A 16,757-nucleotide genomic window follows, 5' to 3' on the forward strand; every position below is an offset into this window, starting at 1 on the left:
TTAGAACACTGTGGTGAAGTTAATTTAATGCTTATAATATGCTTTAGTAACCATAACTGTGGATAGGAGGATGGCTTAAAAGTAAGAGGTAAAGGAATGATTTGGAATAAGTCACAAAACATATGCATATAATTCAGTAAAAGCCATAAATGAATTATTTTTATTAAGATGTATAATATAAATTGTAATGCAAACGATTTCGTTAAAAATGCAATCGGTTGCATAAATATAAGGGGGGATAGTATGAGGAAAAAGTATTACAAAGTTCTAAGCTTTTTTGCTTGTTTGACAGTATTTGTTACTATGTTTAGCAACATTTACGTAAAGCCAGCAATAGCAGAGGATAAGGCTAGCGTAGCTGCTGATGCAATGGCTACAATTGTTGGTGACTTTTTCGGTGATAAATCGCCAGATAATTGGAATCCAGCTAATCTTAAGGGATTAATGAAGGAATATAAAAATGGTATATATGAGACTTCATTAGATCTTAAGGCAGGAAGTTATGAGTACAAAGTAGCTATGAATAAAGCTTTTGATGAGAACTATGGCAAAGATGGTGCTCAGGGTGGAAGTAATGTAAAGCTACAGTTGGACAAAGATAGTAAAGTGTACTTTAGACTTGATTACAAACAAAAGAAATTATACGATTCTATAAATAATGCAGATCAGTTTAAGACTAAAGCTATACTTACAGGTAATATAGACAATCTTTTAGAAAATGGTAAGTCATGGGATACTACTGATGACAACTTTAAACTTGATTATATAGGTGGAGGAGTTTATAAGAAAACCTTTAATATAAAGGAATCTGCTAAGTCCAATGAATATAATCTTGAGTACAAGGTGGCTTACAATGGGGCGTGGAGCAACGGTGAAGTTGGCGACAATGTAAAGGTAACCATACCTAAAGGTACAAATCAAATAACAATTATAGCAGATTATTTACAAGGATATGCTAGTAACGATGTTCTTGTTAAAGAATATTCAAAAAATCCATCTATTATAGGAACAATAAGAAATGGTGGAGAAGCTGTAAACTGGAAGGTTGATGCAACAGGATGGGAGTTGCAACCTTTAAGCAAAGATGGTTTATTTGTATTTTCTGGATATTTTGCTACTGCAGGAGACTATCAATATAAGATAGTTAATAATTATTCCTGGGATGATGGTGGACTACCTGCATCAGGGAATGTGGCTATCAATATACCTAGTTCAGGAAAATACGTAGTGTTTGTTGCTGATGAAAAGAATAAAACAGTTTATGACTCAATAAGCAATTATTCAAAAGTAGCTGAGTTGCTAGGTCTTCAAGATGCACCTAAACCACCAGTGAAGCTTAGTGGCCCTACATTAAATGATAATGGTACAGTTAAGTTTCAATATCAAGGTTCTGATGCAAAAGAGGTTTACTTAGTAGGAAGTATAACTAATTGGCAAAATAATAAAATCAAAATGACTAAAGATGATGATGGTATTTGGTCAACCTCTGTAAGAGTAGGGGATCAGGCTAAAGATATAGAGTATAAGTTTATTGTTGATGGAAACTGGGTTCAGGATCCTAGCAACACAGAAGTTAAAGATGATAATTCACTTTACAAGTTCCCAGGCTTTTCAGGAAGAAAAGTGGTTATAGCAGGAACTATCCAGACTGCTGCAGGTGAGTCAGCTTGGACACCTGGATCAGATAAAACAAAGATGGATTATGTAGGTAATGGTAAGTATAAACTTACAATAAAAGATGTTCCTTCAGGCAGCTATGAGTATAAGGTAGCTATGGGAGGTTGGACTGAGAACTATGGACAGAAGGCTGTAAAGGATGGTTCTAATATTCCTCTAACCGTATCTAAAGCAGGAGATGTTACTTTCTACTACAATGATGATAGCCATTTTGTAGTGGATTCTACTAACTATACTGTGGTAGATGCATATATAAGCGGACCAGAACTTACAGAAAAAGTTAAGCTTGAAGATAATGACTATAAGGGAATATATTCTGCAGTGCTTAGCCTAAAGAAAGGTGTCCATGATAAGCTAGTAGTTCAGTGCGAAGGAAAGACATATAATGTTAATGCAATAAATCTTGCTGAGGATAAGCTAGTAACTATTAATTTTGACCCAATAACTGAGACTATATTTAATGATGCAGCTTCAGTAAAGATTAATGAAGATGAGGTTTCTTTTGATTCAAAGGACTCTAGCTATAAGCTTCCTTTTGGTGCAGTAAAAGAAGGGGAAGATTTAACCTTTAATTTAAAGGCTGCAAAAGATGATTTGACAGAAGCTAAACTTATATTAAAAGGGCCAGATGGAATAAATAAATATGAAATGACTAAGAAGGGTGCTTTCGATGAAAAGCACGATAAGTGGACAATAAAACTAAATTTAAACACAATAGGTCAATATACTTATTACTTTGTTATATCAAATGGATCTGATGTAAAGACTTATAGTGATGATGATGGTTATTTTGGTTTAGGAAAAGTAGGAGATTTATCTTCAGTTCTAGAATATGGTTTAAATGTATATAAGAAAGATTTTAAAACTCCAGATTGGATGAAAAACGGTGTTGTATATCAAATATTCCCAGATAGGTTCTTTAATGGAGATAACAGTAACGACTTCCTACAGAAGATTTCAAGGGGAATGACTCCATATGAATTCTATACAAATTGGTATAATACTACTGAAGATCCTGAGCTAGAGTATCTAAAGGATAAGGATGGAAACGTAATAAAAGATGAAAACGGAAATCCTAAGATAAATCCTCAATATAAAGGTACAGTAGGTGATGGTAATTGGAGTAATGAAATGTATGGCGGAGATCTTCAAGGGGTAGAAAAGAAACTTGATTATCTAAAAGCTTTAGGCGTTACTATACTTTACTTCAACCCAGTAGGACAGTCTATTTCAAGCCATAGATATGATACAACAGATTATTCAAAGGTAGACCCATTACTTGGTAATATGCAGGATTTTGCTAACCTTACTAAAGCAGCTAGTGAAAAAGGCATGCATGTTGTTTTAGATGGAGTATTTAATCATGTATCTGATGACTCAGTATATTTTGATAGATATGACAAGTATATGTCTAAGAATAAGCCTATAGGAGCATATCAATATTGGTCAAGAGTATATGATCTTATGAATTCTAAGAGTGTTACTCAACAGGAAGCAGAAAAGCAAGTAACTGCAGATTTGGCAGCTATGGGTATAACTGACTTACACTATAAAGATTGGTTTATAGTTAATAATAGCAAGGTAGATGTAGGTTTACCAACTGAGCATTATAACTATGAAGGCTGGTGGGGATATGATTCAATGCCAGTTATACAAGCTTTAAATGGTTCAGAATATCAAGTTAAATCTTGGGCTAATGAGATAATTGATGGTCAAGATGCTATATCTAGAATGTGGTTAAGACAAGGTTCTAACGGATGGAGACTTGATGTTGCTAATGAAGTTTCAGATGAGACTTGGAGACATTTTAGAGGGGCAGTTAAGTCAGAGGGGGATAACGTTATAATAGGCGAGATCTGGACAGATGCTTCAAGATATTTACTTGGAGATATGTACGATTCTGTAATGAACTATAGATTTAGAGGAGCAGTTTTAGACTTTGCGAAGGGAACAAAGGATGATAATAAGACTGTTACTTCAGCAGCTGATTCTGTAAAGGAATTAGAAAAGATGAGAGAACAGTATCCAAGTGAAGCTTTTGAAGCTATGCTAAATTTAGTTGATTCTCATGATACTCAAAGAGTTCTTTCTGCTTTAGATGGATGGCAAAAGGGACAAAGAGGAATAGCTGGAGAAGCAACAGCTCAAGCTAAACAAAAATTAAGACTTGTACCATTCTTACAGATGACTTATCCAGGAGCACCATGTATTTATTATGGTGACGAAGCAGGAATGGTAGGAGCTGATGACCCAGATAATAGAAGAGGAATGATTTGGGGAAAAGGTGACAAGGATATAGTACAATGGTACGCTACTTTGGCTAATGTAAGAAATGCATATAGTGTCCTTAGAACTGGAGATATAAACTCAATCAATGTAGATAAAGCTAATGCAGACGACGTAATAGCATTTACTAGAACAAATGATGACAACAAGGCTTTAGTGGTTGCTAATAGAAAAACAACTCCGATAGAGCTTACATTAGATGCTAAGGGAATAAAGGATGGAACTAAGTTAACAAATATCTTAAATAAACAAGAAGTATATACAGTAGTTGATGGTAAGGTTACAGTAAAAGTGCCAGCTATAGGTGGAGTAATTCTTGTTGATGAAGTTAAGAATGTTGTGATTAACGAAGATGCATTAAAAGATGCATATGATCCTAGTTTTACAGTGCAAGAGAAAAAGGTGCCTTCAAGTGATAAAGAAGTTGTTGCGGAACTATCAAAACAAGACAATGCCGGAAAAGAGGTAGTTGTATCTAGCCAGGTAGAAGAAGTAACAAGAGCTATATTTGACGCAGCAGCTAAAAATAAGGTTAAGCCTGTTATTCAAAGAGGAGACACTTCATTAATTATTGAAGAACCAAGTAAGATTAAAGATTTGCTAATCAGTTCTGGTCTTACTGGTTTGATATTTGAAAGCTATCCTAATATGCAAAATCAAGATGCTTTAAAGGCAATAAAAGCTAAGTACTCACCAGAATTGGCAATTGAATTAAGAATAGATAATAATCTGCCTGATGGTAAGTTCCAAAGCAATGTAACTATTAAGCAAAAGATTGATAGCAAGTATAATGATAAAAATGTTTATGTATATTATATAGATAAGGATGGTAACTTAATTCTTATAGGTGACAGTACTGTTAAAGATGGATATGTTTCTTTCCAAACAACACATTGTAGCGATTACTTAATTACAGATAAGAAGCTTGTAGATGATAGCGCAGGCAACAATGGAAACAGCGGAAATAATGGTAATGGCGGTAGTAATACAGGCAGTGGAAACAACAATACTGGAAGCAACAATGGAAATGGAAGTAATAACACTGGAACTACTACTGGAAATGGAGCAGGAAGTGGTAACAGCTCAAACAATGGTAGTGCAGTAAGTGGTAATACTTCTAATACTAATCAAGGAAATAATTCTAGTAGCTCAAATAGCAGTGTGAATTCTAACTCAAACAACAACAATAAACCTTCAACAAGTACTGGAGTAAGTCAAATAAGTAAACTTGGAGGAGTTTCAAGCTTTTCTATAATAATACTAGCTATGGTTGTTATAGCTATAGGTACATTAATGGTAACAAGAAGAAAAAATCCATTGAATAAGTAGCTTATATGAGTTAAAATTACATTATAGAAAAAATGAAGGGGCATGTCATTAAGACTGCCCCTTTTCATGTAAATAGGTATATAAATAAAGTTTATTTACTTATTATGACTTATGGAGGTATTTATGAGCGACAACAAAAAAAATAGGCTTAAATTAATATCTTTAATAGTAGTTTTACAAGTAATTTTAATTGGAGTTATTTATTTGTATATAAGTAGAATTAATAATCATTTGATTAAGGATATATTGTTTTGTGATATATTAATTGGTTCAATAATAATATTTATAGTTAATTTTTATTCAAAAAGAAAAGCGATTAAGAAGTTGGAAGGCATAATAAGTGAACAAGAGGAAACCATTAATAAATTACTTGTGTTTAAGCAAACTGAAGAAAACCATTTTGAATTATTGTCAGATGTTTCTCATGAGCTACGAACTCCCTTAACATCTATTATAGGATTTGCAAAAATAATAAGCAGAAGACTCAATAAGATAGTTATTCCATACATAAATAAAAATGATTCTAATAACGAAGGCAATGCTGGGGAGGTAGATAAAGTTATCTTAGGGATTAATAAGATAAGTGAAAATATAGAGATAATAATATCTGAAAGTGAACGATTGACATCGCTTATAAATAATTTACTAGATTTTTCAAAGCTTAGGTCAGATAAGGTTGACTGGAATATAGAGAAAACAGATTTAAGAGAATTAATAAGTAAGGGAATATTAATATCATATTCTCTCATAGAAAATAAAGATATTGAACTAAATGATGAGATTAGTAGTAATGTTCCTTTAGTATATATTGATAAAAATAAGATATTGCAGGTAATAATTAATTTGTTATCTAATGCTATAAAGTTTACCGAGCAAGGTAAGATAGTTTGCAGAGCTTCACTATACAATGAAAATGAAGTTTTAGTAAGTGTTGAGGATACTGGAAAAGGTATAGAAGAACAGTACTACGAAAAGATTTTTAGGAGATTTGAGCAAATTCCTAGTGGTTCTGAAAAACCACAGGGGTCAGGTTTAGGACTGGTGATATGTAAAGCAATTGTTGAAAAGCATGGAGGTAAGATATGGGTAGATAGTAAGATTTCTAGGGGGAGCACTTTTTATTTTACTATTCCTATAAAAAAATTTGAGGGTGAATATTATGAAAAAGTTGTTAATAGTAGATGATGATAATAATATAAGATTATTGATAAAACAAACTCTTGAGGAACTAGAAGATATTGATATATATGAGGCTGGAGATGCGGAGACCGCATTGGAATTTATAGAGAAAGTTCCAGTAGACTTGATATTATTAGATATAAGTCTACCCAATATGGATGGATATGAACTGCTAAGAAGATTAGGCTCCATGGAGTGTCAAAAGCAGACTAAAACATTTATTATAACAGCAAAAGCTCAAGAAAAAGAAGTAAATATAGGCATTGAGTTAGGTGCAGATATGTATATAACCAAGCCTTTTGACCCTGAATACTTACTTATAAAAACCTGTGAATATTTGGGCATAAGTATAGAATAAAAAAAATTTGCTAAAGCGATTTTCTTTTACACATAGCTTTTTGCCACTTTACCTAAGGTATACTAAAATATAATTTTATAAAGAATAAAAAAATAAATCCCTACGATAATGATATACAAGATCCATTAGGGATTTATGTGAGCATACTAATCAACAAGACATACTGCCTGAGCGGAAATACCTTCAAGTTTTCCAGTGAATCCCAGACCTTCTTCGGTAGTAGCTTTAATATTTATTTGGTCTAAAGAAATACCTAATACGGAAGCTATATTTTGTCTCATCTCATAAATAAATGGTGCTAACTTAGGTTTTTGAGCAATTATAGTTGAATCTATATTTATTATTTTATAGTTTTGTTTTTCTAGTAAAAGTCTTACTTCTGCAAGTAACTTTAGGCTGGAAGCCCCTTTAAAGCGTATATCTGTATCGGGAAAGTGCTTACCTATATCACCAAGTGCTGCAGCTCCTAATAGTGCATCCATAATTGCATGAAGTAATACATCAGCATCTGAATGACCAAGTAATCCTAAATCAAACGGAATGTTTACCCCGCCAATTATAAGTTCTCTTCCTTCTACAAGCTTATGCACATCGTAACCTGTGCCTATTCTCATATTTATCACCTCATATTCGTTTATGAATAGTATTTTATCACAAAAGCTGTTATAAGGTAATAAGCTTAAAATATTAGCTTACTAATAATTATCTCTACATCAGTGAAACAAGGTTTCAGCTATAGGCTAATATCTAGAGTTGCAGGTGGTATAAACGTTTACAAAAACGCTATTATAAAATGTTATTTGTTTTATATACAGTAGATACATATTTTTTTGAATTAGATTTTCCAGAAAATATCCGTTTAAGTCCTAGGTGTATCTTGTGAAAAAATGATATTTTGCACTCTTCTGAGGTAATGACTTTCTTTTTTAGGACGAAATCAACATATATTATATTATTTTTCATGGTATCACCTCACTAGAATATTTTATAATACTATTATAGCATAAAATTGAAAGAATATTAAGAAAAATTAAATTAAATAAAATCCTATATTAATTAGTTATATGTGGCATTAAAATTAGGAGTAACTCTATGTTATAATATATTATATGATTGATTTATAAAAATGATTAGGGGGAAGTGTATGAAAAAGAAAATTATTAATATAGTTGCAGTGCTTCTAATAGTTTGTGGAATATCATTGATAGGGGCAACTATTTATATGAAGTATACGGCCCATAAAAGACAAGCTGAGCTTAGGGCATCATTTGAAAGTATGGTTGATAGCAATACAGATAAAGATACTAAGTCTGCCGATAAGTCTTCTACCCCTAAAGATTCTAGTGCTCAAAAAGATCCTGAAGTAAGCAAGGTTAAGCCGATAGCTATACTTATAATTCCTAAGATAGATATAAATGTTGCTGTGGGAGAGGGGACTGGAAATGATTTATTAAGGTATGCTGTTGGACATTTTGAGAATACAGCTTTACCAGGCGAAAAGGGTAATTTATGTTTGGCTGGCCATAGAAACTTTACATATGCGGAATATTTTAAAGATCTGGATAAACTTCAAAAGAATGATGAAATAATTGTAAAGACCAAAGATAAAGAGTTTACTTATTTAGTGACCAAAAGTTTTATTGTAAATCCTGATGAAGTAGATGTATTAAGCCCAACAAAGGATGAAACTATTACGTTGGTTACTTGTACTGTTGGAGCAAAGCAAAGGCTGATTGTAAAAGGTGCTTTGAAGAAATAGAGTATAAGATTAATGCACTTAAGTTATGAAGTTGGAGGAATATAAGGTATGAATCCTTTTTACAAAGATAAATATATTTTTTTATCCATACCTAAAATAAAAGTAGTTAGGGAAAATAAGATTTCTTATGGAAAGCAAATGGCATTGTTCATTAGAGAATTAAGGCTGTATAAAGTTACAAGTAAAAGTTTAGTAAACAAGACACCTAAGTATGAGTTAAGAAATTACTTGTTAAATATAGCATTTTTTATCGTACAAAATGGAGATATACTTCAAGAATTAGTATCTAAAAGAGAACTTCCAATTTCAAAACTTACTAAGTATATAGGTGCATCAAGGAGTATTATAGAAAACTGGAGAGACTACTTAATAAGTTATGTATTATTGCTTTCTAATTCAAATTATTTAGAGTTGAAAAAATATTTGAATATACAAGAAAAAGAAGATGGAAGCAGTAGCTTATCCATAGTTAATAAATCAAAGGACACAAGTAAGGAGCATATAGGAATATCATTAAAAGGTAGTAAGAACTATTCTGATATATTAACTTCTACAGGAGAGTTTAAGCGTATTAAGAATAATGAGTCAGATAAAAAAATAGGACAAGAACTAAGTGGATATGAGAAAAGAGGGTTTAAATACTATAAAAGAATCATAGCTGCAGTAGTTTTCTTTATGGTCCTCATTGGCTCAACTGCTCTCTACATATACAATGAAAATTACACAACCTTAGTTATTAATTCGAATTCTAAGATGATTTTAGAAATAAATAGATTTAAGAAGATAAGCGAAGCTTATTCTCAAAATGCTAACAATCAAAAAATCCTCGATTCCTTAAATATTCAATATGACAGCGTAGATGATGGAGTTGCTAAGCTTTTTCAGTATCTGAATGAACAGAAATTTTTATCAAATAAAGATATATTAATAGTGATTTCTGGACATAAATTAGATAATACAGATCTTCAGAAGTTGGAGCAGTATATAGAAGACAATAATAAAGACAAAAAAAATGATAAAATTAATGTAACTGTAAATAATATGGGCGACGAAAAGAAAATAGAATATTCTAAAGAAAAGGATCAATAGTATTTTCGAAAGGAATTTGTAATGAAGCAGGACTTAAGAAAAAAAAATCAGATTATCCATCATGAGAAAAAAGAAGATATAAGGATAAATAAATATATAAGTGAAACAGGCATATGTTCTAGAAGAGAGGCTGATAAGTTAATAGAGCAAGGACGTGTTACTATTGACGGTGAAAAAGCTACAACTGGAACTAAGGTAAGTGCTGGGCAAGAAGTGCTAATCGATGGGAAACCGATAAAAAAAGAAAATGATTTAGTGTATATTGTCTTAAATAAGCCTGTTGGAATAACCTGTACTACTGAAAAGAAGGTTAAAGGAAATATTGTGGATTTTGTAAAGCATGAAAAAAGAATATTTCCAATTGGAAGATTAGATAAGGATTCTCAAGGTTTAATTCTACTTACCAATGACGGCGATATAGTTAATAAGATTTTAAGAGCTGGAAATAATCATGAGAAAGAATATATTGTCACTGTAAATAAGCCTATAAATGATGAATTTATATCTAACATGTCAAGAGGCGTTCCTATTCTAGGGGTAGTAACAAAAAAGTGTTATGTAAAGAGAGAGGGGAAGAATGTATTTAGGATAATACTTACACAAGGATTGAACAGGCAGATCAGAAGGATGTGTGAGTATTTTGGGTATAAGGTTACAAAATTAGAAAGAATAAGAATAATGAATATTAATCTTGGTGGATTAAAAATAGGACAATGGAGAAACTTAACCTCAAAAGAGATTTCTGGTATAAATAAATTAATATCTGAGTCTATAAAGACTGAGGAGGCTTCCCTATAGCAAAAATCAACACAAAATCTATAAGTTTTTTGTAAAAGTAAAATCCCTGTATTAAAGAGGTATAATAACCTTTTTATGCAGGGATTTTGTTCATAAAGTTTTATAGGTAGATGGTTACTAAATGGCTTGTACTATTTCTTCTTGGAATTTAAGATATTAGTAAAATCATTTAATGTTGTTTTACTGCCTATGTAAAACCTATCTAGATTAAATATGTTGTCTTTTTTATCCGCTAATGAATTTTGTATGTTAAAGGCCATTTTGAATCCAGCTTGTTCAGTAGCTTTTTTAGTATTTTCTGTAGGGTTGCTGTATCCATATGAAACAAAATTTATACCTTTATTTATTATGCCTTCTAGAGATTGCTTCGATTGCTTTAAAGTAGATAGTTGTTTATCTAGGCTTAACTTTGAAATATTAGAGTTATCACCAATGTGGACTGCTACATCTAAACCATTGTTTGAAAGTTCTTTTATTTGAGCAGTTGATAAGTAATTATCAGTATTTATTGAATCACTAAGCACAAAAATAGTAGCTTTAAAATTAAGGTCTTTAAGTACTGGAAATACATTGGTATAAGTACTGGAATAACCGTTATCAAAAGTAAGTACTACCGATTTCTCAGGTATTTCTTTACCTTCCTTCATATAGCTATACAATTCATCCATTGTCAAAGTAAAATAACCATTATCCTTAAGGTATTTCATTTCAGCAGCAAAAGTTGTTGTATCTAAAGACAAATCTGAGCCTTTGTTGTTATTTATTTCATGATAGCATAATACTGGAATACCATTATCAGCATTTGTTAGCTTTAAGCCGTCAAATCTATTCTTTGGTGCCACTGGAGCATTATTTGCTTTATTAGCATCATCAGTTTTTACTGGAGTACTAGTCTCTTTAGTAGAATTAGTAGCTTGTTCGTTCTTTTTTGTCTGTGAAGAATCCGAAGTTGTTGATTTTCTCATAGACTCGCCAATAAATACAACGAAAACTATGGCGATAGTTAGAATTAAGCATATTATCCATAAAAAAATATTCTTTTTATTCATATAATCTGTCCCTCATTTATAGTGGTATTATGTAAATTTCTTTAAGATTAAAATATAAGTATAGAAGTAAATATAAATTTACTTGCTAGGTATATTATAACATAATATGCTTAATTATAACAAATATCAATATTATCTACTTTTTGTAGATAATATTCTTATAAAATCGATCATTGAATTGTTATTACTTACGTAAAGTCTATCTAAATTATATAGATTATCCTTTTTATCAGTTAGAGCACCATGAATACTGAACCCCATCTTATAACCAGCAGCGGCGGCTGCCTTTCTTGTATTCATATTATATTTCCCATAAGGATAAGCGAGGTAATCAATAGGTTTATTTATCAAATGCTCAAGTTTTTCTTTGGATTTTTCTAAATCAGTAGTTTGAGCTTTTAAAGACATTTTTGAAAGATCGCAATGATTTGTTGTATGGCTTTCTATATCTATGCCATAGGAAGACATTTCCTTAATTTGCTCAGAGGTCATGTAAGGTCCTAAATCTATGCAGTCACTTATGATAAATATAGTGGCCTTAAATCCAAACTCTTTTAGTATTGGAAAGGCATATGTATAGTTGCCAACATATCCATCGTCAAAGGTTAAAACTACTGGCTTTTCTGGAAGTGCTCCATCCTCTTTTAAAAATGAATATAGTTGGTCCATACTTAAAGTGGTATATCCATGGTCTTTTAGATATTGCATATGTTTTCTAAACTTATTTGGATGTAGCAATAATTCATTACCAACAGTAGGATTTACATCATGATAACATAAAACTGGTATTCCATAACTGATTTGTGATTTTGATAAAGCTTTTGCTGCAGAACTATCATTAGAAGATAGGTTGGTACTAGAATTTGCACTTTTTTCATTTACGTGATTGTTTGTCATTTTTGTGTTATTAAATAATTTAAAAGTATTGAAACTAAGTAAAGACAATGGGTTATAATTAGCATTCTGCAATGATAGTAATGATACCATTAGTATTAGTGGAATAATAAATGTTATAGTTAATTTAAGAATTACACTTTTTTTATTATTCACAATAAGTCACCTTCTTATATATAGGATAAGTAAAAAGTATATGCTTTTATGTATACTGTGTTTTTTGGTAATATGTGATTAATAAATAGTATTATTCCAAAAAAGCTTTGATAATATTCTTTAAAATACATAAAATGGAAATTGTGCACACTATCCACATTCGCCTGTGGATAAGTTGTTTAAATTTTGTGGGTTTTATGGTTGCAATGCTTATACTTATTGATGTTGTGGATAAAATATTATCAAAGGTATAAGGAGGAATTAATTTATGATAAAGAAGGCAGGAAAATCGATTTTTATTGGACTACTATGTGTACTTATGACAGGAATGACTATTGTAGAAAGTGGATATAAGTTTTCTGAGAGAGATATTAATGAAAACAAATCTTACGGCACTATAAATATTAAGATTCCTTTCATTAGTGATAGTAGTAATAATAATATTAAGGAGTTTAATGGTATTATAGAGGGAGATATAACTGATTGGGAGAAAGATATAGTTGAGCTTGCAAAGCAAGATGAAGCAGAGTCGAAAAGTAAGGGAGTTGATTTTAGGCCTTATTCTTTAGATACAACTTATAAAGTTCCGTATAACACTAAAGATTTTGTGAGCTTAGTAGTGGATTACTATCAGTTCACAGGAGGGGCTCACGGATTGACTACAAGAAATACATATAATTATGACTTTGTTAAAGGTAGGAGATTAAGACTTTTCGAACTATTTAAAGATGGATATGATTATCAAACTAAGATAAATAACATAATTAAACAAGAAATTGCTAAAAAGCCTGATGAATATTTTCAAGATCAAAATGGGTTTAAAGGCATAAAGAATAAACAAGACTTCTATATAGATAATAATGGAATAGTTATAGTGTTTCAATTATATGAAATAGCTCCATATGTAGCTGGTATAAGAGAGTTTCATATACCATTTTCTCAGCTACAAGATGGATTATTATATAAGTTTCAATAACAGGCGTTGCAAGGTATAGCATCTCTTGTTTAGTCACTTAATTTCAACAAAATTATAATTACATAATATTGTTGAAGCAAGTTGTAATAGATAATATAATAGTAGTATGGCAAAATATGTATTAATGCTGTGCCGCTTCATAAGTTAAGAGGTAGCTAGATGAAGCGGCATATTTTATTCTTTATAAAATTAAACTTCAGATAAAGTTGTGTATAAGCATGTATATACGGCTTAAATGTTAAAATAGAATAATAAAAAAGAGAAGGTGTGTCGCCTGCCAGAAATTCTTCACATACGTTCAGAAAAGGCAGATGCGCAAAAAAAATCACTAAAGAAGGAGAAGAATAGTTTGAAAAATAGAAGTGACTATTTGCTAATGCTTAGGATTTTAATTATAGTTTATGCTATCTATAGCTATATAGAGGAAGCAAAGTTTTCATTTTATATAGTTGTTCCAGTACTTCTTTATTGTATATCTAGCATAATGTACTTTATGCTTTTTGATTACAAATATTCTCTTTGTATATCGATAATTTCAATAATTATAATTTTGTATTTAGGTTACTATATAAATTATTCTTTTGTATTGCTAATACCTTGCTCTATATACGATATTGTGGACAGGCTTAAGATGAATAAAGTTATGTTTCCTGTAATATCAATATTGACTATAGTAATTATTAATATAAACAAAGCCATTAATCCTACATATTTATTCATAATCTTTATTCTAGTTATCTTTGATTCTATGTTTACCAATTACTTTTTTAGAGTTAAGCAATTGTTAGAAGAAAATGATATTCTTAGAGAAAAGAATAATAAGTATTCTATGGAAATAGATGATTTGAGAGCTCATGAGAAACAAGTTCAGTATACCACTCAGTTAGAAGAACGAAATTCTCTATCCCAGAAAATGCATGATAAAATAGGACATACTATAGCCGCAAGTTTAATGCAATTAGAAGCAGCAAAGTATATTTTGAAGGTTGATAGTGATAAAGCTACTGAGATGCTTGATAACTCTATAAAAGTTTTGAGAGAAGGCATGGATGATATAAGAATTACCTTAAGAAAGATTAAACCAGCCACTGAACAGTTAGGCATAAATAGAGTAAAGATGGTTTTGGAGGAGTGTACAAAAGGAACAGAACTGAAATATATGTTAATTTATACAGGAGATTTAGATAGGATAAGGTACAACCATTGGAGTATTATATTAGATAGTATTAAAGAGAGTCTTACTAATACAATTAAGTATTCTAATGCCTCTAGGATAGAGGTAAATATTGATGTATTAAATAAGGTTATAAGAGTATTTATAAAGGATAATGGAATAGGTATAGATAATATAAAAAAAGGTTTGGGGCTAATTGGCATTGAGCAAAGGTGCATAGATTGCGGTGGGAATGCACTTTTTGATGGTAGTGATGGCTTTGTAGTGACCTTATTATTACCAATATAAAGGGGAAATATTATGAGTATAAGACTTTTAATATGCGATGATGACGCATTAATAAGAGAGAGTTTAAGAATAATTTTATCTATGGATAAGGAAATAGAAGTTATAGACGTTGCTGAGAATGGATTAAAAGCATTAGATATATGTATTAAAAATAAAATAGATATAGCATTACTAGATGTAAGAATGCCTGTTATGAATGGAGTAGAGGCAGCGAGAGAGATAATAAGTAAGACCTCGTCAAAGGTCATAATACTTACAACCTTTGACGAAGATGAATATATAAAGGAAGCATTAAGAAATGGTGCTAGTGGATATATATTAAAAAATAATCCTCCGGATAAGATAATTAATACCATAAAGTTGGTAGCAAGTGGAAATAGTGTAATGGAGGAAAGTGTATTTAATAAGTTTAAAGAAAATATGGTGAGTGACAGAGAACAGATTGATACTTCTATGTTTACCGAAAGAGAAATAGAAGTTATAAAAGCAATATCTGAAGGGTTATCCAATAAAGAGATAGCCTCTAAGTTATTTATATCAGAAGGTACCGTAAAAAACTATATAACTAATATATTAAATAAAACTGGACTAAGCCATAGGACACAAATTGCCATCTACTATATAAAAGGATATAAGTAATGTAAGATTAATCCTATAAATATGACAAAAGTCATATGAAGTTATGACCTTCTCTACTGATGCTGTAGGGAAGGTTTTTTTATAATATAAATATAGTAACAAGTTGAGAGATCGTTAAGCGATATTAAATAAATTGTTATTTCGAAGGGAGTTTTTATAATGAATATATTAAATATCAAAAACATAACAAAGAGATTTGGAGACTACGTAGCTGTAGATAATCTTTCACTAGATGTTAGAGAAGGTGAGATTTTTGGATTACTTGGACCTAATGGTGCAGGAAAGAGTACTACAATAAATATGATTACAGGATTATTAAAGCCAACAAGAGGAGATATACAAATGTTTGGCAAGGACTTCAAAAGTAATGAAAATTCAATAAAAAGCCAAATTGGATTAGTCCCACAAAGTCTTGCTATATATAATGCTTTGAGTGCAGAGGATAATGTTAGCTTTTTTGCAGGCTTATATGGATTGAAAGGCAAGGCATTAAAGGCTGCTGTGGAAGAAGCTTTAGAGTTTACAGGACTTCTAGAGCATAGGAAAACTCAAGCTAAAAAGTTCTCTGGTGGTATGGCAAGAAGGCTTAATATAGCCTGCGCTATAGCTCATAAGCCAAAACTAATAATAATGGATGAACCAACAGTAGGTATAGATCCTCAATCTAGAAATCATATATTAAGGTCGGTTAAGGAGCTTAATAAGCAGGGGTGCACTATCATATATACTTCTCACTATATGGAAGAGGTTGAAGAGCTTTGTTCAAGAATAGTGATAGTGGATCATGGTAAAGTAATTGCAGAAGGAACAAAGGAATCACTAATATCTATAGTATCAGATACCCAAAGTCTTGATATCCAAGTAGAAGGTTTAGAAAAATTGGTTGAAGAAGAATTAAGAGAAATACCAGGGGTTAAGGGCTTTGAAATAAGTGATCAGAAGATCACAGTAAATTCTTTAAGAGAAATAAATAATTTGGATAAGATAATCAGTTATTTTAGTAATAAGGATATGGCAATCAGAAATATTGAATATAAAAAGATAAATTTAGAAACTGTGTTCTTAAGTCTTACTGGAAGAAAGCTTAGAGATTAGGGGGGAGTTTT

Annotated in this window: 13 protein-coding genes; 10 read left to right on the top strand and 3 right to left on the bottom strand. The window is 31.0% G+C overall.

What is annotated here, in order from left to right:
• Positions 1–243 precede the first annotated feature (243 nt).
• From C1I91_RS04405 to C1I91_RS04415, 3 genes are all read left to right on the top strand, one after another.
• The gene (locus C1I91_RS04405; protein WP_164880435.1) at positions 244–5,292 is read left to right on the top strand and encodes a pullulanase X25 domain-containing protein; all 5,049 of its coding nucleotides are present in this window, start codon (positions 244–246) and stop codon (positions 5,290–5,292) included.
• Positions 5,293–5,415: 123 nt separating this feature from the next.
• On the top strand, positions 5,416–6,477 hold the full coding sequence (locus C1I91_RS04410) for a sensor histidine kinase (RefSeq protein ID WP_164880436.1): 1,062 nt from the start codon (positions 5,416–5,418) through the stop codon (positions 6,475–6,477).
• Complete coding sequence (locus C1I91_RS04415) at positions 6,452–6,829, top strand: response regulator (protein ID WP_205694280.1); 378 nt, start codon at positions 6,452–6,454, stop codon at positions 6,827–6,829. The genes C1I91_RS04410 and C1I91_RS04415 overlap by 26 nt, the downstream gene beginning before the upstream one ends.
• Before the next feature lie 146 nt (positions 6,830–6,975).
• Here the strand turns inward: C1I91_RS04415 and ispF are convergent, their stop codons facing one another.
• Positions 6,976–7,443, bottom strand: coding sequence for a 2-C-methyl-D-erythritol 2,4-cyclodiphosphate synthase (gene ispF, locus C1I91_RS04420; protein ID WP_128211484.1), 468 nt, complete (start codon positions 7,441–7,443; stop codon positions 6,976–6,978).
• A gap of 530 nt (positions 7,444–7,973) precedes the next feature.
• Here ispF and C1I91_RS04425 point away from each other — a divergent pair.
• From C1I91_RS04425 to rluF, 3 genes are read left to right on the top strand one after another with little or no spacing between them, the layout of a single operon-like run.
• Positions 7,974–8,588 (top strand): class D sortase, encoded by a 615-nt coding sequence (locus tag C1I91_RS04425; protein WP_164880437.1) that lies wholly within the window; start codon positions 7,974–7,976, stop codon positions 8,586–8,588.
• Between the two features lie 48 nt (positions 8,589–8,636).
• Positions 8,637–9,677, top strand: coding sequence for an anti-sigma-I factor RsgI family protein (locus C1I91_RS04430; RefSeq protein WP_128211488.1), 1,041 nt, complete (start codon positions 8,637–8,639; stop codon positions 9,675–9,677).
• 21 nt (positions 9,678–9,698) lie between these two features.
• Positions 9,699–10,475: a 23S rRNA pseudouridine(2604) synthase RluF gene (rluF, locus tag C1I91_RS04435; RefSeq protein ID WP_128211490.1), complete on the top strand. Its 777-nt coding sequence runs from the start codon at positions 9,699–9,701 to the stop codon at positions 10,473–10,475.
• Positions 10,476–10,606: 131 nt separating this feature from the next.
• Here rluF and C1I91_RS04440 read toward each other — a convergent pair whose 3' ends face one another.
• Positions 10,607–11,524 (bottom strand): polysaccharide deacetylase family protein, encoded by a 918-nt coding sequence (locus tag C1I91_RS04440; RefSeq protein WP_128211492.1) that lies wholly within the window; start codon positions 11,522–11,524, stop codon positions 10,607–10,609.
• Positions 11,525–11,656: 132 nt separating this feature from the next.
• Positions 11,657–12,574: a polysaccharide deacetylase family protein gene (locus C1I91_RS04445; RefSeq protein ID WP_128211494.1), complete on the bottom strand. Its 918-nt coding sequence runs from the start codon at positions 12,572–12,574 to the stop codon at positions 11,657–11,659.
• A 268-nt stretch (positions 12,575–12,842) separates the two neighbouring features.
• Between C1I91_RS04445 and C1I91_RS04450 the strand changes: the two genes are divergently transcribed.
• The 4 genes from C1I91_RS04450 to C1I91_RS04465 all read left to right on the top strand — a co-directional run bounded on the left by C1I91_RS04450 (position 12,843) and on the right by C1I91_RS04465 (position 16,746).
• A complete protein-coding gene (locus tag C1I91_RS04450) occupies positions 12,843–13,550 on the top strand; it encodes a DUF3298 and DUF4163 domain-containing protein (RefSeq protein WP_128211496.1) in 708 nt (235 codons plus the stop codon).
• Positions 13,551–13,899: 349 nt separating this feature from the next.
• Entirely contained in the window at positions 13,900–15,012 is a 1,113-nt protein-coding gene (locus C1I91_RS04455; protein ID WP_128211499.1) for a sensor histidine kinase, read from the top strand.
• A gap of 12 nt (positions 15,013–15,024) precedes the next feature.
• A complete protein-coding gene (locus C1I91_RS04460) occupies positions 15,025–15,651 on the top strand; it encodes a response regulator transcription factor (protein WP_128211501.1) in 627 nt (208 codons plus the stop codon).
• 159 nt (positions 15,652–15,810) lie between these two features.
• Positions 15,811–16,746 (top strand): ABC transporter ATP-binding protein, encoded by a 936-nt coding sequence (locus C1I91_RS04465; RefSeq protein WP_128211503.1) that lies wholly within the window; start codon positions 15,811–15,813, stop codon positions 16,744–16,746.
• The last annotated feature ends 11 nt before the right edge of the window (positions 16,747–16,757 follow it).

Source organism: Clostridium manihotivorum, from assembly GCF_004015185.1.
Taxonomy (GTDB): Bacteria; Bacillota; Clostridia; order Clostridiales; family Clostridiaceae; genus Clostridium_AR; species Clostridium_AR manihotivorum.